This is a genomic window from Nostoc sp. CENA543, from assembly GCF_002896875.1.
In the GTDB taxonomy this organism is placed as follows: domain Bacteria; phylum Cyanobacteriota; class Cyanobacteriia; order Cyanobacteriales; family Nostocaceae; genus Trichormus.
The window spans coordinates 3,892,501-3,909,175 of record NZ_CP023278.1; the positions used below are offsets into that span (position 1 = coordinate 3,892,501).

The window sequence follows — 16,675 nt, forward strand, 5'->3', positions numbered from 1 at the left end:
ACGGGGGTCGCGTTTGGTATAACCTGTCAGTAGGTAAGAGGAAATACTCAGGGTTTCTAGGGAGATGAAAATCATCACCAACTCACTAGCCCCAGAGACAAACATCCCACCGAGGGTTGCTGTCAATAAAATAGCGATGAATTCTGCTAAAGCAGTGCCACTCTGCTCAACGTAGCGAATTGACATCAATATAGTAACTGCGGCAGATAAAGCAACGATACCGCGAAAAACGATACTGAGGTCGTCACTATTAAAACCACCGCTAAAAGAGATGGGATTAGTAGCATCCCATTGAAATACTAGGGCGACAGTCGCAGCTAGTAAACCTGCGATCGCTAGATATCCAATCCAGCGTGAAGATGTCCGCCCTAAAATCAAATCAACGAGCAAAACCCCCATGAGGGTAACAATGACAATTCCCTCTGGTAAAATCGTTCCCGCATTTAATTGGGATGCAAGATTAGCAAAATCCATGAGATATATAGGTTTTGGCGATTAGACATTAAGGCTCACTGTGTTCACTCTAGCAATTTTTCTTCACCAAAGTTGCATTTAACTTACTGTCTTTTTACTCAGGGTTGATTTTAACTGAAAACTAGTTACTGTGAGAGTAGTAGCTTTTAATGACGCAAGGTTGCTATCCTTACCATTCGATTAATTTATGGTAATTAGGAATTGGGAATGGGGCATTGGGCATTGGGCATTGGGAATGGGGTAAGAAATTCTACCTTGTCTATCCTGCCTCCCCTACCCCCTTGCATACGCAGTGATTAGGATATCTTTTAAGTTGGGAGTCCCTTAATTTTTGGTAGTTCCTCAGTAAAATGTAGGATTTAATTGATTAGTGAGGTTCTATGATGACTTTACAAGAGATTATTAGTTCTATTGAAAGTTTACCGCAAGCTGAACAGGACTATTTGCTTGATTACCTCAGTAAAAAGAAGGAGGAATCTAGAGGTGATAATTTTTGGCAGGGATTACAAAAATTTAGAAGTGTTATCGAAAATGAGGGTATTATTTTCACTGATGATGATTTCGCTGACCTACGAGATCGGAGTGTGGGCAGAGAAATTAATCTATGAGTCTGAAATACTTACTTGATACCAATATTCTGTCAGAGCCAGCACGCCCTATTCCCAATGCTCATGTTTTGTATAAACTAGATACTCATAAATCAGAAGTTGCCGTTGCTAGTGTTGTTGTTCATGAACTTTTACATGGATGTTTGCGATTACCCGAATCTAAACGGCGAGAGACTCTTTGGAATTATATTCAGGAATCGGTATTAAATTTACCAGTCATTGGCTACGATTTAAATGCAGCACAATGGCACGCCCAAGAAAGGGCTAGATTATCCAAGATTGGCAAAACCCCCGCTTTTGTAGATGGTCAAATTGCGAGTATTGCTTACTGTCATAATTTAATTTTAGTAACTAACAATGTTACTGATTTTGAGTTTTTTCAGAATTTAACGGTTGAAAATTGGTTACTTCCTGATACCCCGAAACCTATAAACCCCTAACGACACATTCAGGAAACTGACGCTTCAAGGCTGAGAACACTGGACAGGGGGCTTGTTCTTGGAGGTTTTCTGGTTTACTCCAGGTGAAGGGGGCTTTTTGTGCCGCAGACATCCATAATAGTTGTTTGGCTCTAGTCATCGCTACATAAAGTAAACGATACTCTTCGGCTGTTTTGAGGTGTTTGGCTTGTTCCCAGGCTGGGGTGACTTCGGGGATGCTTGTTTCACCGTGGAGGGCGGCGCGAATTTGGGCGCGGGCTACTTCTGATAGGGTGAAGTCGCCTAAAAATTGGCTTTGGGGTGGAACCCAGAACCTACCAGGAATCAGGTTTTCATGGAGGAAGGGTAAAAATACATAGTTCCAATCTAACCCTTTAGCTTTGTGCATGGTGATAATAGTAATTTGACCAGGGCGAGTGTAACGGGCTTCTACATCCTCTGTTTCAACTGGTTCAAAGCGTTCGGAACTGACAATTTCACTTAGCACCGAAAGCATCGAACCCATTGAGTTATTCACAGCGATTTGTTTGTTGATTCGTTCTGAGAGTTTGTCGGCTGTGGCTAATTCGGCTTGGTCGTAATTTAAGGTTAAAGCTAAGAAGGAAATTAGCTGATACAAAGGTAATTCCAAACGGGCGCGCAGTAAACTACGACACAGGTGGGCAGCTTTTTGGACTGGTTCTGGTTGGGGTGCGGCTAAGGGACTGGGATAGAGAAATTCTTCAGGGAGACTGGCTAGGGCGTTGAGGTCTTGGGTGGGGATGAGTTGACGCTGTACCAATACTTCTAGGGCGGTTTTGAGGTAGTCGGGAGAATGGGGACGATCGCAAAATTGTAGTAGTGCTAATATTTCCTGGGGAACATGGGAACGGCGATCGCTCTCTCCCACATCAAATATATTAATATTATTTTCCTTACACAGTGGTTCTAGTGCTTGAGATAACCAACGACCTTGGCGATTTTCACGCACTAACACCGCCGCACTTTTAGTCATATCTTGGGTTAATAGCTCAATTACCCTATTACCCAGTAATTCGACCGTGTGATGAATATCACGGGGTATATGAATTTCCAAACCTTGACCGACGGCTATAGGGTTGACATCCGTGGGGTGAACAGGACGAATCATTTGCAGACTAAAGGGGGTAGGAAGTTGGGGAGACTTTTGACTTTTCGCTCCATAGGAACTATTCACCCATTGCAGAGCAAAATTAGCCGCTTCAATAATGATCTGCGTACTGCGACCGGCTTGATCCATTGTTGCCAATCTACCAGAGCGATCGCACCCTTGGCAAAACTCCCGAAAATAAATCGGGTCAGCCGGTGTAAAGGTCGAGTTAATCGCTTGGTTAGGATCACCGACTCGGATTAAATTTATCGGGAATTGGGCATGGGGCATAGGGCATGGGGCATGGGGCATTGAGTATTGAATTTCCTCCCCTGCTTCCCCTGCTCCCCCTGCTCCCCCTGCTTCCCAGTTCCCTTCACTCGCCAAAATCTCTAATAACTGCGTCTGTAATGGGCTAGAGTCTTGGGCTTCGTCTTCAAAGACGGCGAAAACTTGGTTTTGTTCAATGCGGCGTGCGCTGTCGTTTTCTAGGACGCGGAGAGCAGCCAAAATCATGTCGTCGTAGTCGATAAAATCACGCGATCGCATGAGATTTTGATATTCTTCATACAATCCGGCGGCAATAGTTAAAATCTCATACGCATCTGTGGTTTGTTCGCTCCATTGTCGTAATTTAGCAGGAGAAATCCCAGAACTTTTGGCTTCATGAATCACAGTAGTTGCTAAGTCTGGTAAAACTTCAGTTCTCAGCACCGACTGACGACGTAACCTTTCTGTCTCCTCACCATCAAATTGCTGTCCTTCCAATAACTGCAAATATAGACGGGGATGATTGACAATCCATTGTTCTACGGCGGTGCGAATAAAGCGGTGGCTTTGGTTGGGGGTAATGAGGGTGACGTTTTCTAAATCTAAACCCGATAAATCAGGGTGACGACTAGCGATATTGAGAGCCAAACCATGCAGAGTATAAACAGCAAAACCAGTTTGGGGTAGAGATAACTGCTTGAGATAGTCGCGAATTTTTAACTTAATATTAGCAGCCGCAGAACGTGTAAAAGTTACTACCACCAACTGACGACGAGCCAAAGGGCGTGATTGCAGAGCATTTTGATATTGACGAGCAATTGCGATCGCAGCCGCCGCCGCCATCCCCGTAGATTTACCAGCACCAGGAACAGCAGAAACAGCCAGTGGACCAGATTGCCAATCAGCCATTTGTTGCTGTCCAGGGCGCAAAGTCTGGCGGATAGCTAAAATCTTCTCTTGTAAAACTGCAACAGATGAAACTTCAGATGTCAGTGGAGCAGTAGTAGTAAAATTAGTATCGGGCATGGGTGTGGAGGAGAAGGAAATGATTTTATTGCACGCAGAGAGTGAGAGAAGTTTAAATAAATATCACTAAACTAATTCATCTAAATCTTTAAACATATCGACACTGGATAGACACTACTCAATATTTTAAAGTCTTAAACTCCTTATCCTCTTTGTGCCTTTGCGCCTACCGCAAGCGGAACGCCTGGCGGCGAATGCGTGAGACAGCCCACCCCACAAATATGCAACGCCACTTGATATATTGAGTTAAAATTATAAACCTGCGACTAGCTATATAAACCTAAATTAAATCTAATGGAAATTGCTAATTCTCACCAATTAATTCCTGAAATTCTCGCACCTGCTGGTAACTGGGAATGTGCGAAAGCGGCTGTAGAAAATGGTGCAGATGCAATTTATTTTGGTTTAGATAGATTTAACGCCAGAATGCGGGCGGAAAATTTCACTGAAGCAGACTTACCAGAACTAATGACCTTTCTACACCGTCGCGGTGTTAAAGGTTATGTCACCGTCAATACTTTGATTTTCCCCAAAGAACTAACACAAGCCCAACAATATCTCCGTACAATTATCGCGGCTGGTGTAGATGCGGTGATTGTTCAAGATGTGGGTATTTGTCGGTTAATTCGTCACCTTTCCCCAGATTTCCCCATTCACGCCTCTACTCAAATGACCGTTACTAGTGCGGCTGGGGTAGAATTTGCCAAGTCTTTGGGCTGTCAGTTAGTAGTGTTAGCCCGTGAATGTTCCATCAAAGAGATTAACAAAATTCAGCAGCAAATCACCCAGCGCGAGACGACTCTACCCCTTGAGGTCTTTGTGCATGGTGCATTGTGTGTGGCGTATTCTGGTCAATGTTTAACGAGTGAAGCTTTAGGCGGACGTTCAGCGAATCGGGGAGAATGCGCGCAAGCTTGCCGAATGCCCTATGATTTAATTGCTGATGGGGAAATTATCGATTTAAAAGAACGCAAATATTTACTCAGTCCCCAAGATTTAGCGGGGTTGGAAGTCTTACCGGATTTAGTGAAGTCTGGGGTAACTAGTCTGAAAATAGAAGGTCGGCTCAAATCACCGGAGTATGTGGCTAATGTTACTCGTGTTTATCGTCAAGCATTAGATAGGGTGATAGCCAAGCAGGGGTGCAGAGAGAAGTCCGAGCGGAGGCTTCCTCCGATCGGAACTTCGGAGGGTGCAGGGGTGCAGGGGGGAAGTAAAGAACGCTACGATTTGGAAATGGCGTTTTCCCGTGGACTTTACACAGGTTGGTTTGCGGGGATTAATAATCAAGAGTTGGTTCATGCACGGTTTGGGAAGAAGCGGGGGGTTTATTTAGGGGAAGTTACCCGCATTCGGAATGAACAGGTGACGGTGCAATTAGCCGCACCCTTGAAAGCTGGGGATGGTGTGGTGTTTGATTGCGGTCATCCAGAGGCGAAGGAAGAAGGGGGTCGGGTTTATGAGGTTATCCAAAAAGGTCAAGATGCTGTCTTAACCTTTGGACGAGGTAATGTGAATTTTCGCCGTGTTCATGTCGGTGATAAGTTGTGGAAGACTAGCGACCCAGAATTAGATAAACAACTGCGTCAGAGTTATGCGGGGGAAAATCCACAATTTCAGCGTCCCATTGATGTAGAAATTTATGGCGAAGTGGGTGAGGGATTAATTGCGATCGCTCGTGATGCAGTTGGTAATATTTTGAAAGTCGCATCAGAAATTACACTGACACCAGCCCACACCAAACCATTAGATACAAAACGCCTCCAAGAACAGTTAGGTCGTCTAGGTAACACTCCTTTCCGTTTGGGAACATTAACCAATCATCTCAGTGGTCAGGTGATGTTACCTGTGAGTGAATTAAACCGGATACGCCGGGAAATCGTCACCCAGTTAGAGGAGTTACGTTCTCAGCCCAAACGCTGGGAACTAAATCCCCAAGCCACTGTTAAAGACCTACTCCCCTCCAAATCTACCCCATCTGCTGTATCTCCTTCACTTATAGTTCTAGTCCGCAACCTCAAACAACTCCAAGCTGCAATTAATGCTGGCGTAGAAACACTTTACTGTGAGTTTGAAGACCCCCGCGTTTATCGGGAAGCAGTGCGGTTGGTTCGTGAAGTCAGACAAGGGAGACAAGGGGGACAAGGGGGACAAGGGGGACAAGGAAGTAATGCCCCAGTCCCCAATCCCCAGTCCCCAGTCCCCAGTATTTGGGTTGCGCCTCCCCGTATTACTAAGCCTGGGGAAAATTGGATTTTGCAACAAGTACGGGCTTGTGAGGCAGATGGTTATTTGGTGCGGAATTATGACCAACTGGAATTTTTCGCCGAGGAACGTTGTATTGGAGATTTTTCTCTGAATGTTGCGAATCCTTTGACCGCAGACTATTTTAAACAGCGTTATGGCTTAGAACGTCTAACAGCATCTTATGATTTGAATGTTACTCAACTGGAAGACTTACTCACAACTTCCCCTACAGAATGGTTTGAGGTGACTATTCATCAACATATGCCGATGTTCCATATGGAACACTGTGTGTTTTGTGCGTTTCTTTCGGAAGGGACGGACTATACTAATTGTGGCAGACCTTGCGAAAAGCATGAAGTGAAACTGCGCGATCGCGTCGGTAGTGAACATATTTTGCAAGCTGATGCTGGTTGCCGTAATACTGTATTTAATGGTACTGCCCAAACCGGAGCAGAGTACGTACAACGTTTGATTGAGTTAGGATTGCGTCATTTCCGCATTGAGTTCGTGAATGAAACACCAGAACAGGTGACTCAAACTATACAGCGATACCGTCATTTACTGATGGGTGAAATCACAGGTTCTCAACTCTGGCGCGAGTTGAAGTTGCAGAGTCAATTAGGCGTGACTCGCGGGCCACTCAGATAATTCAGCCAAAGTTCGTAGTAAGGACTTTAGTCCTTTCCTGATTATCTAAGCACTAAAGTGCTTACTACAAACTACACTACACATAAGTCTCTAACTTCTCTGTGTTCTCTTTTACCACATTCTCAGCCCGGACAGCGCGAAACATCCCAAACCGACACAAACCTGTACCAAAGGCTAACCGCATCAATAGTAGAGTGGGGACTTCACGTAGGGATTTAATCAAACCAGAGAAACCAAAGCGCACTAATCCTTCTGGACGAATTACGCCTTGCCAGATGGAATCTAGCCAAGAAGGTAGTGTTTGTGGTGTCCAGTCGGCTGTGATGACTTCGCCAGAAACTAGTCCTGTTGCTGTCAACTGTTCTGCAAAGCCTTCAATACTAGCAAACGCTGGATGAGACCACTGGTCTAATAGTTGTTGCATGACTGGTTTTTCCCAAAAATTCAGAGGTTTTTGGCGGTCGTCTCGCTGATTCCAGTCAGCTAATACCATGATTCCACCCGGCTTTAATACCCGCATCAATTCCCTGGCGAATATTGCTTTATCAGGCATATGGGGGCCTGCTTCAATTGACCATACAACGTCAAAACTAGCATCTGGAAAAGAGAGTGCCATTGCATCGTCTACAAGAAACTGTGCGTCAAGTTCCGGTGCAGTTAATTGTTGGGCGCGTTCGACTTGTTGGGGACTGATGGTAATACCTGTGACGGCAAACCCGTAATCTCGTGCCAAAATTCGGCTACTACCGCCAATTCCACAGCCTACATCTAAAACGGTGGTTTGAGGTGGTAACTTATCTAATCCACCCCAGCGCACCATTTCATGTACGAAGTCAGATTTAGCGGTCAAGAAATCTTTGCGTCGTGGCGGTAAACCATAATGACCTAAATGAATATGTTCACCCCAATAGAATTCTAAAATCCCGTCTTCAGTCCATTGGTCATAGGAATTGGCTACGGAGTTGGATGATTCATAACGGCGAGCAGTCACCAAGTACAATAAAATTGCGATCGCCAATAGTCCTAACAGCAGTCCTATCCCAGGAATAAACCAATTCATGCACGTATATTCTTAATATTTCTTTACAATTTTATCTTATTATCTGCACTGGGGAAAGGCAGGGAAGCTACCAAGTAGAGTATTCAAGATACATCCTTCTACAGATTGACGATTTTTTTACCAAGCTTATTTAGAAATAAAAATAGAAATTCTATGTAATTTTTGAGGCTAGATTTTGGTTCAGAGCATAATTAGCCTTCTTGAACAAGCAGAAGAATTCTACATTTCAACTTGTGAATTGGTATGACTTGATCTGCAAAATCATACCAAAAAATATTGAGATAAAAAGGTTGAAAAAATGCAATACACCACAGTCAAGCAACATCCTCTACTTGGTCAAGAAGTGCTACCGGGGTGCGATATCAAACAAGTTACCGCTAAACAAGTAGATGAATTGAAAAATTATCTTTGGGAAAATGGCGTAATTGTGATTAGAAATCAACATCTAACTGCATCAGATTTGAAGAAATTTGCTTACCAAACTTTCGGAGAGTCTAGATTTAATTATCCAGCTAAATCTCTAGATCCAAAAATTGATGCAAATTTACAAAGTTCGGGTGTAGCTATTTTAGGAAATCCTGTTGAGGATAATCAGGAAATTAGAGGTAAGTTTGCTTGGCAATGGCATCATGACAAAGATTTACTCCCCACAACAGAGGGTTTAGCAATGAATGCTTTGTATGTGGTGATGCTTTATGGTGTGCAAATACCCCCAGTTGGGGTTGATGGTCAGCCCCACACCACGGAATTTATCAATATGATAGAAGCTTACAATAATCTTGATTCTGAGCATCAGCAACAGTTAGAGCAAATGTCTATGTATCATTTGCCGCCTAGAAGTTATCAGCCAGGCGAGGATGTACCAATGAAAATACATCCCATTGTTTCCACTCATCAGGTAACAGGAAAAAAGGGGCTATATCTTGGCTCAGATACATCAATTGTTGTGGGAATGGAGAAGCAATTAGATTTAGCAAAACAGTTTTGGCAAGAGTTATTTCAGACTGTTCTGGAACGCACGTCGGTTTATGCTCATGTTTGGCAAGCAGGGGATATTGTGCTTTGGGACAACTCCCAAGTGATGCACGCAGGTATTCCCTATGATGCTAGTAAGTATAAACGTATTGCTTTGCGTATAGGAGTGATAGATAATACCCCTACATCCTGACTGGTACTCCTATAAATGGAGCGATCGCACGCACAAATTCGGTAGTAGACTCGTAGGGTAAAACGTTTCTCCCTGGTATTTTTACCCCAGTCCCTTGCTGTAAACAAGCAAGATAATTGGCTAGAGTAATATCCGGTGTCTCGCCTTTTCCTTCCTGACTCATACTGGAAGCTGATTCTCCTAAAACTACTAGCGTAGGTTTTTGGATAGCAGCAATCAAGCTACTATAATCCTGCTTCCAAAATCCAGCTAAAAAGGAAAAGACAGCGCAGCGAGTAGCCATATTGGCTGCGTCTGCGGTGAGAGTATTTAACCATTCCCCATCAACTGTATCAGCTACGGCAAATAATCGTCGGGTAGAAAAAGACTGTAAAAATTTGGGAGTACGTGCATACCGATAAAAAGCATTTCCCAGAGGCGAATCAAATAAATTCCAAAAAAACTTTTGTCTCCAGGCTGAATATTGATTAGTAATTACAGTCCAAGTTGGGGGACTGGTAAATATTAAACCAGCAATTAAATTTGATTCTAGTTGTACTAGTTCTAATGCTACTGCGAGTAAAGCACCTTGTACTATGACAATTACAGGTTTTTGAATGATATTTTGTAAAAAATATTGTAACTGTTCTGCCCAATCTTTAGGCGTGTAAGCCACATGAGGTTTATCACCTCCGCCACAGCCTAATAAATCGGGGTTGTAAATTATATTAGAATATCCTTGATTAAAAGATTCATTGATAAAGCGTTGCCAAAACTTCCCTGATAAACCTACACCAATGGGATGAATTAATAATAAAGGTGTCCCTTCAGCTTGGTAATTATCTGGTTGGTGTAATGTATATGCACATTGATAATTTTGCCAACTGTAAAACTGGGTGGGTGGAGATGCTTGCATAATTCCCAGAATTTTGTATTTACTAAAAAATGATTTGGGGATGAATTAACTGATAGCCTGCGGCTTTGATTTTTTGGTTAGAGACTCTAGCATTATATAGGCGATCGCTCTTGACTGAACTATCCCAAGAGATTAAGGGTAAATTATATTTTGATAAGAGTGTATCTAGTAGCTCTTTATTAGTGATATTGGCATCATTCAGCAAATTAAAAACACCTTGTAATTGCTGATTTCTGACAAATTCTATAGCTGAGACAATATCATCTAAATGAATCCAGTTAGCAATTTCACCACCACTACCAGCACGAGTTTTACCAGCAAAGCGACTAAAGATTTTAATCAATTCCCTACCGTCACCATAAATCCCTGCTAGCCGCAAGATACAAACGCGCAACTTGTCACTAGCACCTTGCAGTAAGGCTTCTTCCGTCGCTTGTAAAATTTCGCCCTTAGAGGTGGTAGGTTGAAGTGGTGTGTCTTCATCTACCCATTCACCATTGCGATCGCCATAAATAGAGAAGGTACTTGTATATATTAATTGTTTAACAGTAGAATTTTGTTGAAGAACAGTCACTAAATTCTGTGCAGTATTTAAATAAGTTTCTTGATACCTAATTCCTCCTTTTGGTGCAACAGTTAATAACACAACATCTTGATTTTCTGTAGCTGATTTTAAACCCTCTAAATCATCACCCGTGGTGACAATCACTTTGTCAGCAATAGATTCTAATGATGACACACGCTCAGGTGTAGTTGTGGTGACAGTAATATTAAAAGACGAATTTTGCCGCCAATATTTAGCGACAGCCAAACCAACGTAGCCGCACCCGATAATTACAATGTTCATAGACATCAAGCAAGTGATAAAAACAAATGAGTAATGAGTAATGAGTAATAAGTAATGAGTAATGAGTATTGACTGTTGACTAATGACTAATGACTAATGACTAATGACTAATGACTACTTATGCACCTCACCATCAGGCATAATCGCACCAGCTAAGTTTGCACCAATTAATTTTACCAACAGGCGATCGCCTGAGCGAATTCTTGCGCCGGTTAAGTCAGCACCCCGCAAATCCGCACCACTTAAATCCGCGCCAATTAAGTTAGCAGCACGTAAGTTTGCTTCTCTTAAGTCAGCTAAGAGCAAATTAGCTCGAAATAAATTTGCCTCTGATAAATTTGCACCTCTCAAGATAACTTTGTGCATGAAAGTATCACTCAAATTTGCACCACTCAAGTTAGCATAACTAAGATTTCTACCAGATAAATCTTTATTACTTAAATTAGCTTGACTGAAATCTTTACCACTTAAATCTGGATTTTGTTTGGGTGGTTGATAGTGATCTGTGGATGTTTTTTGAGGTTGAGGTCTGGGTGGCTGATAGTGATCTGTGGATGTTTTTTGAGGTTGGGGTCTAGGAGAATGATAAATATGTTGATGCTTACCGTTTAAAGAGCGCAATCTTTCCCGCGCTTCATTAATAGCTTTGAGTTTATCTTGGGCTTTTTGTTGTAAGCGGAGATTATCTTTAGGTAATCGATCTGGATGCCAGACAAACACCAAATCTTTATAAGCCTGGTTAACTTCCTCAATCGTCGCCCCAGGCTCTAATTCTAATACCCTATAGTACCGCTCCAACTCGTTCATAATATGTTTTAATGGAGAATCAACTTGAAGTAAGAAAAATATAGCCCTCCATATTTTTAAATAGGATGGGGCTGTTTCGGAGTGACTATTTACACAGTTTGATTCTACGGTAAACAGTTAATATTCTGACATTATATAAGCCTATCGCAGCTAGCTAAGTCTATCAATAACTTTTTATACGAAACTTCAGACTATCAGCTTAGTCATTTTGAGTCATTATCTTTCCATTTGTCTATTTCTCCATCTATTCAGGGCTTGTACATATGCAGATATTGGTATTTGATAAATTTCTATAAAAAGCCAAATAATAATTGATAAATGTAACAAAAAAGTTAATATTGTCCAAGTGTATGGCAACCAACTAATGATGTCATGAGGATGGGGAGGAAAATAATAAGCAACCATACCAATTAGGGAAGTTGGCAAGACTACAAAACTAATAGCAGCCAAACCATAACCCCAGCCTAATTCCACGCCTTCTAACTGGACTTCTGACCAACTAAAACCATTCCATCTCCAAATTAAAGGAGGTTGTCGAGAAGGCATTTTTATTTGCTGTTGTTCCGCATTGATAGTAAAAATCTCGTGGCAAAAGTCACACCCCATTGCTTCCATCAATGGAATATGAGAAATCTTGCCTACTCTACAGACTGGACAGGGGTAAACCTCGTGAGGATCAAAATTTGTAGTGAAGATTTTAGACCTGGGCATAATTGAAATTTGAACTAGTTTGTGCTTAACAGTTGATTTAGATAGATGCACAATTCTGGTGTGTAAAACTTTTTTCGTGTAGTTTGGCGATAAAAATCATAGGCAATATCCTAAAAGTGAAATTTATATGATTTGACTGTGGAGCGAAAGATAAATAACTTAAATTGTAAAGATGACAGAAAATGTAGTGTTTGGATTTGGTAATTGGCTGGTGATAATTACCTATGACCCATTTGCTCATGAGTTTATCACTTGTTTTGGGAGATTCACTGGCCTTGACGCTACCAAACCCTTCTGTTATGTTTATCTTTAATATAGTCTTACATTAATTTATTTAGCTTACCACCTCAAAAATGTTCAGCAGCAATCGTTACTTTTATTTTTGGTACAAGGCGGTTCACCGGCGGTGAATTAGTTTCCTAATGGAAACCGCCAGGTGAACCGCAGAGCGAACTCTGCGGTTTTTGTTTTTTAAGGAGAAAATTTCGTCATGATGTCCTATTCCAGCAACTGGTTTTATAGCTTTTATTTCTGGCCTAGACCAAGTTCCGGGTAAATAGCGTCATGTCGATAAATCATACGCGCCCGGAACTCTAAAGGTTCTGGGCTTTTTTTTTTGAAAGTAGACAAGGGGGACAAGGTAGACAAAGTAGTATTTTCCCAATCACCAGTCCCCAAACCCCAAATTTATTAGGAGAGTAAAATCATGATTAACGCCAAACTTGTTGCACAATCTCACGCCAATCACCAAAGTGTCATCCAACTTTCCGAAACTGTTGCTTTCGGTGGGGACGAATTAGTGATTATTGGTGGCCCTTGTACGGTGGAAAGCTTGGAACAAATGGAGACAGTCGCCGAAAATATAGGGGACGCACCTGTACAAGCTTTGCGTGGTGGGGTTTTCAAACCCCGTACTTCACCCTACGCTTTCCAGGGAATGGGAGAGGAAGGATTAGCGGTTTTAGCTGAAGTGCGATCGCGCTACAATATCCCAGTCATTACAGAAGTCATGGCAATTTCTCAAATCGAAGTCGTCGCCGCCCATGCTGATATGCTACAAGTCGGTAGCCGCAATATGCAAAACTTCGACTTGCTCAAAGCTTTAGGACAAGCTGGTAAACCGATATTACTCAAACGTGGTTTAGCAGCCACTATCGAAGAATTTGTTATGGCGGCTGAATATATTGTTAGCCACGGAAATCCTGATGTAGTTTTGTGTGAACGTGGTATCCGCAGTTTCGATACTTACACCCGTAATGTTTTAGATTTAGCTGCTGTAGCTGCTCTCAAGCAAATTACTCACTTACCCGTGATTGTAGATCCTTCCCATGCCGTCGGTAAACGGGAATTAGTCGCACCTGTGGCTAAAGCTGCTGTCGCTTGTGGTGCAGATGGCTTAATTATTGAATGTCATCCAGAACCAGAAAAATCCGTATCTGATGCGCGTCAAGCTTTATCTTTGGAAGATATGGTGAATCTAGTTGCTAGTTTAAAGCCAGTAGCCACAGCTGTAGGACGGAAAATATCAAACACAAACGGGGTAGGCTTACAACCTACCCCTATTTGTCGTGCAGCTTAATGGTTTGTAGTGAGGGCTTCAGCCCTCATACAACACATAGAGATTGCACTGCTAAATCCTTCAAAGTAATAGTAAAACTACGCTGTTCTTTCGTAGCGATAAAATAAATAACCGCCTCACAAGTCACAGCCACAGTTAACATTACTAAATTCCGCGCCAATGGATAATCACAGACATCATCATTAACATCGGAAGGAACACGATAAACCTCATTCCAAATTACTTCCGCATAATCGGCTGACAACCCAGCATGAATACAAGGAATCTGGAATTGATCAGCATAATCTTTCACCGCTTGACGCGCGACGCTATTATCAAATACATCAATGATTAACTGGCTATCTTTAAGTAATTGAGACGTATTTTCCGATGTCAATTCCTTGGTTTTGGCATCAATTTTAGTACCAATCGCGCGGTATAAATTATTTGCCAAAATTTTTGCCTTGAACGCACCGACATCACCACGGTAGTAAGGCTGAGTAGAAAGATTACGTTCCTCAATGCGATCGCAATCTATCACAGTCAGGTTATCAAAACCAGACCGAGCCAGATTTTCTGCAATATTAGCTCCTAATGCACCTACGCCACAAATAGTCACAGGATAATTTTTCAACTTTGCCATCACAGCATTGCTGCGATAAAGCTGTTCATGAAAAAATATGCTCATTGTCCTTAATACTCCCGTTCTTCCATCACAGCAACTAAAGACTGCAAATCAAAATTACGATCGCGTCCACTCAAGCAAATCCCAGAACTAATCACAGTTAAGTCAGATTTGGCGATCGCGCTACTGTGACGCACACCATCAGATGTAGTCCAATCAACTGTCCAATAATCACCGCGATCGTTAAATTGTTGTAATTCACCACCACCCATCTGTAATGCTTTTCGCAATCGCTTTTCATCCTGTTGGGGTTGATAAAAACCTTCAACACGTTGAGTTGCTAACTCATATACAGTGCGGATTTCTGGTGTCATCCCTTTAAACTGCAATTCATCCACAGGAATGAGTTGCTTGATAGCAGATTGCAAAATTTCACTAACAACCGGATCAGCACGACGATCAATATCTTCAAACCAGCATGATTGACCATGCCGACGGGCTATAATTTGCTCAAAGATATTACCCTCAGTCACTAAATGGACTGCTATGGGTTTCACCATTTTCCACCGTTGACGCATATCTGCTTCATTCACGGGATAGGCTAACCAAGTTTGTGTTTGTATTTGGTGTGCTAATCTCAAGCGGATTTGGGGAAAATACTGTAAATATTCTGCTATTTGGGGTAAATCTGCGGATTCTATCACCTTGGCTGTTTTTTCATCAACAGCTTGAAAAATACCCCAGCCTTCAAATTTACTAGGCTTTGGTGTAAACGTGTAAATCATTCCAGCTACCCGTGTGCGGACTTTTCCACCTTTGACACAAGGCGCGAGAAATTGGGTAGTTTGCAAATTGCTTTGGGCGATCGCAATTTGATTAATTAGTTTATTAATATTAGTCATAATACTCACAGTTAACAGTCAACAGTTAACAGTCAACAATTAACAAATCCCGCGTCGCGTGTAAGTTGGTGGAGCATTGCGCGTTCTCAGTTACTAGAGGGACTCCACTGGTGAGTTGTTAAACACTCTTTCAAGGATGGCTACTTCTAAGCCCACCTCCCAGATTCTTCGTACTCCCCGTTCTCACACGCCACTGATTGACAGTGTTACTTTTCCTCTCGTACTAGTATGTAGGCTCACACCAGTCGGGACACGCAGGATATAATACATTATACTACAACCAAGACTGATTACTTTCCAGATAACAAGATCAGAAATGATGAATGGAAAAGCGATGATATATTTTTAAGCAACCAATATCACATAAAATTTCGATGGCAGAATATGACAATCTGTGTAAAATCCTGGCGGAAAATTATCCCCTTGATTTTGCGCGTTGGTTATTAAATCAAGAACCGCAAACAATTGAAATCTTAAAAACAGAACTGAGCATCGAACCTATACGTGCTGACTCAATAATATTCCTAAAAACAGAAAATCGCATCTTACATATAGAATTTCAAACTAGTACCAAATCAAAAACCCCCATTGGTTTGAGAATGCTAGATTATTACGTGAGATTAACACGGACATATCAGCTTCCAGTTACACAAGTAGTCATTTTTTTGCAAGAGACAAACGACGAAATTGCCTTTACTGAGGAATATGTGAGCGAAGTGACAACCCATCGCTATCGAGTTATCCGAATGTGGGAGCAAGATCCAGCCCTATTTCTCAGCAATCCGGCGTTATTACCTTTCGCACCGCTAACACGAACAAATTCACCCGAAACCTTATTATCCCAGGTTGCCCAAGAAATTGCTAAAATTCCAGATATCGAGACTAGACAAAATACTACGGCTTACACCGAAATTTTAGCTGGGTTAAAGTTTGAACGAAATTTGATTTTGCAATTATTACGAGAGGAAACTATGCAAGAATCAGTGATTTATCAATATATTTTGGAGAAAGGTGAACGACGAGGCGAACAAAGAGGTGAACAAAGAGGTGAACAACGCGGCGAACAACGCGGTAAACAACAAGAAGCATTCAAATATACCCTACGTCTTTTACATAAACGCTTTGGTGAGATAGATTCAGTAATAACTGAACGTCTCCAAGTATTATCTACTGAAGAATTGGAAAGTTTAGGAGAAGCACTTTTAGACTTTTCAAATATGTCTGATTTAGTTGCTTGGCTTGAGCAAAATACAAACAGTTAAAAAAAGAGCATTGCTCATC

15 protein-coding genes and 1 other annotated feature (1 of these 16 cut by a window edge) are annotated in these 16,675 nt (G+C 41.9%); of the genes, 6 read left to right on the plus strand and 9 right to left on the minus strand.

The features are described from left to right. Positions 1 to 474: the 5' portion of an NAD(P)H-quinone oxidoreductase subunit N gene (locus CLI64_RS16060; protein WP_103138145.1), read on the minus strand. The gene continues 1,089 nt to the left of window position 1, outside the view; the window shows 474 of its 1,563 coding nt (coding positions 1-474); its start codon is at positions 472 to 474; the stop codon falls past the left edge of the window. Between the two features lie 380 nt (positions 475 to 854). Between CLI64_RS16060 and CLI64_RS16065 the strand changes: the two genes are divergently transcribed. Then, complete coding sequence (locus tag CLI64_RS16065; RefSeq protein WP_225977364.1) at positions 855 to 1,082, plus strand: hypothetical protein; 228 nt, start codon at positions 855 to 857, stop codon at positions 1,080 to 1,082. Further along, a complete protein-coding gene (locus CLI64_RS16070; protein WP_103138147.1) occupies positions 1,079 to 1,522 on the plus strand; it encodes a type II toxin-antitoxin system VapC family toxin in 444 nt (147 codons plus the stop codon). The genes CLI64_RS16065 and CLI64_RS16070 overlap by 4 nt, the downstream gene beginning before the upstream one ends. Here the strand turns inward: CLI64_RS16070 and CLI64_RS16075 are convergent. Beyond that, entirely contained in the window at positions 1,509 to 3,926 is a 2,418-nt protein-coding gene (locus CLI64_RS16075; RefSeq protein ID WP_103138148.1) for an ATP-dependent helicase, read from the minus strand. The genes CLI64_RS16070 and CLI64_RS16075 overlap by 14 nt on opposite strands. A 294-nt stretch (positions 3,927 to 4,220) precedes the next feature. Here CLI64_RS16075 and CLI64_RS16080 point away from each other — a divergent pair, with 294 nt between their 5' ends. Further along, positions 4,221 to 6,821 carry a U32 family peptidase gene (locus tag CLI64_RS16080; protein ID WP_103138149.1) on the plus strand — a complete coding sequence of 867 codons (2,601 nt, stop codon included), beginning with the start codon at positions 4,221 to 4,223 and terminating at the stop codon, positions 6,819 to 6,821. A gap of 76 nt (positions 6,822 to 6,897) precedes the next feature. On the opposite strand, the gene CLI64_RS16085 is transcribed toward CLI64_RS16080, so the two are convergent. Further along, positions 6,898 to 7,881 (minus strand): methyltransferase domain-containing protein, encoded by a 984-nt coding sequence (locus tag CLI64_RS16085; protein WP_103138150.1) that lies wholly within the window; start codon positions 7,879 to 7,881, stop codon positions 6,898 to 6,900. 298 nt (positions 7,882 to 8,179) lie between these two features. Between CLI64_RS16085 and CLI64_RS16090 the strand changes: the two genes are divergently transcribed. Then, complete coding sequence (locus tag CLI64_RS16090) at positions 8,180 to 9,049, plus strand: TauD/TfdA family dioxygenase (protein WP_103138151.1); 870 nt, start codon at positions 8,180 to 8,182, stop codon at positions 9,047 to 9,049. Here the strand turns inward: CLI64_RS16090 and CLI64_RS16095 are convergent. The 4 genes from CLI64_RS16095 to CLI64_RS16110 all read right to left on the minus strand — a co-directional run bounded on the left by CLI64_RS16095 (position 9,039) and on the right by CLI64_RS16110 (position 12,309). After that, entirely contained in the window at positions 9,039 to 9,944 is a 906-nt protein-coding gene (locus CLI64_RS16095; protein ID WP_103138152.1) for an alpha/beta fold hydrolase, read from the minus strand. The two genes, CLI64_RS16090 and CLI64_RS16095, sit on opposite strands and share 11 nt — an antisense overlap. A 22-nt stretch (positions 9,945 to 9,966) precedes the next feature. Beyond that, on the minus strand, positions 9,967 to 10,791 hold the full coding sequence (locus CLI64_RS16100; RefSeq protein WP_103138153.1) for an SDR family oxidoreductase: 825 nt from the start codon (positions 10,789 to 10,791) through the stop codon (positions 9,967 to 9,969). Positions 10,792 to 10,905: 114 nt separating this feature from the next. Beyond that, positions 10,906 to 11,598, minus strand: a complete 693-nt coding sequence (locus CLI64_RS16105; RefSeq protein ID WP_192881548.1) for a pentapeptide repeat-containing protein — start codon at positions 11,596 to 11,598, stop codon at positions 10,906 to 10,908. Positions 11,599 to 11,814: 216 nt separating this feature from the next. Continuing rightward, a complete protein-coding gene (locus CLI64_RS16110; RefSeq protein WP_103138154.1) occupies positions 11,815 to 12,309 on the minus strand; it encodes a hypothetical protein in 495 nt (164 codons plus the stop codon). A 706-nt stretch (positions 12,310 to 13,015) separates the two neighbouring features. Here CLI64_RS16110 and aroF point away from each other — a divergent pair. Next, positions 13,016 to 13,888: a 3-deoxy-7-phosphoheptulonate synthase gene (gene aroF, locus CLI64_RS16115; protein WP_103138155.1), complete on the plus strand. Its 873-nt coding sequence runs from the start codon at positions 13,016 to 13,018 to the stop codon at positions 13,886 to 13,888. Between the two features lie 25 nt (positions 13,889 to 13,913). On the opposite strand, the gene CLI64_RS16120 is transcribed toward aroF, so the two are convergent. Together CLI64_RS16120 and CLI64_RS16125 are read right to left on the minus strand one after the other, a co-directional pair. After that, positions 13,914 to 14,555 (minus strand): ThiF family adenylyltransferase, encoded by a 642-nt coding sequence (locus CLI64_RS16120; RefSeq protein ID WP_103138156.1) that lies wholly within the window; start codon positions 14,553 to 14,555, stop codon positions 13,914 to 13,916. Positions 14,556 to 14,560: 5 nt separating this feature from the next. Next, positions 14,561 to 15,394: a hypothetical protein gene (locus CLI64_RS16125; RefSeq protein WP_103138157.1), complete on the minus strand. Its 834-nt coding sequence runs from the start codon at positions 15,392 to 15,394 to the stop codon at positions 14,561 to 14,563. 95 nt (positions 15,395 to 15,489) lie between these two features. Then, positions 15,490 to 15,572 (minus strand) — a sequence feature (23S ribosomal RNA rRNA prediction is too short). 196 nt (positions 15,573 to 15,768) lie between these two features. On the opposite strand from CLI64_RS16125, the gene CLI64_RS16130 reads away from it, so the two are divergent. Continuing rightward, the gene (locus tag CLI64_RS16130) at positions 15,769 to 16,656 is read left to right on the plus strand and encodes a DUF4351 domain-containing protein (RefSeq protein WP_103138158.1); all 888 of its coding nucleotides are present in this window, start codon (positions 15,769 to 15,771) and stop codon (positions 16,654 to 16,656) included. Positions 16,657 to 16,675: the final 19 nt, after the last annotated feature.

Excerpts from the sequence above, each read along its gene's own strand:
- CLI64_RS16065 (WP_225977364.1), top strand. The coding sequence starts at position 855 with ATGATGACTTTACAAGAGATTATTAGTTCTATTGAAAGTTTACCGCAA.
- CLI64_RS16070 (WP_103138147.1), top strand. The coding sequence starts at position 1,079 with ATGAGTCTGAAATACTTACTTGATACCAATATTCTGTCAGAGCCAGCA.
- CLI64_RS16075 (WP_103138148.1), bottom strand. The coding sequence starts at position 3,926 with ATGCCCGATACTAATTTTACTACTACTGCTCCACTGACATCTGAAGTT.
- CLI64_RS16080 (WP_103138149.1), top strand. The coding sequence starts at position 4,221 with ATGGAAATTGCTAATTCTCACCAATTAATTCCTGAAATTCTCGCACCT.
- CLI64_RS16085 (WP_103138150.1), bottom strand. The coding sequence starts at position 7,881 with ATGAATTGGTTTATTCCTGGGATAGGACTGCTGTTAGGACTATTGGCG.
- CLI64_RS16090 (WP_103138151.1), top strand. The coding sequence starts at position 8,180 with ATGCAATACACCACAGTCAAGCAACATCCTCTACTTGGTCAAGAAGTG.
- CLI64_RS16095 (WP_103138152.1), bottom strand. The coding sequence starts at position 9,944 with ATGCAAGCATCTCCACCCACCCAGTTTTACAGTTGGCAAAATTATCAA.
- CLI64_RS16100 (WP_103138153.1), bottom strand. The coding sequence starts at position 10,791 with ATGAACATTGTAATTATCGGGTGCGGCTACGTTGGTTTGGCTGTCGCT.
- CLI64_RS16105 (WP_192881548.1), bottom strand. The coding sequence starts at position 11,598 with ATGAACGAGTTGGAGCGGTACTATAGGGTATTAGAATTAGAGCCTGGG.
- CLI64_RS16110 (WP_103138154.1), bottom strand. The coding sequence starts at position 12,309 with ATGCCCAGGTCTAAAATCTTCACTACAAATTTTGATCCTCACGAGGTT.
- aroF (WP_103138155.1), top strand. The coding sequence starts at position 13,016 with ATGATTAACGCCAAACTTGTTGCACAATCTCACGCCAATCACCAAAGT.
- CLI64_RS16120 (WP_103138156.1), bottom strand. The coding sequence starts at position 14,555 with ATGAGCATATTTTTTCATGAACAGCTTTATCGCAGCAATGCTGTGATG.
- CLI64_RS16125 (WP_103138157.1), bottom strand. The coding sequence starts at position 15,394 with ATGACTAATATTAATAAACTAATTAATCAAATTGCGATCGCCCAAAGC.
- CLI64_RS16130 (WP_103138158.1), top strand. The coding sequence starts at position 15,769 with ATGGCAGAATATGACAATCTGTGTAAAATCCTGGCGGAAAATTATCCC.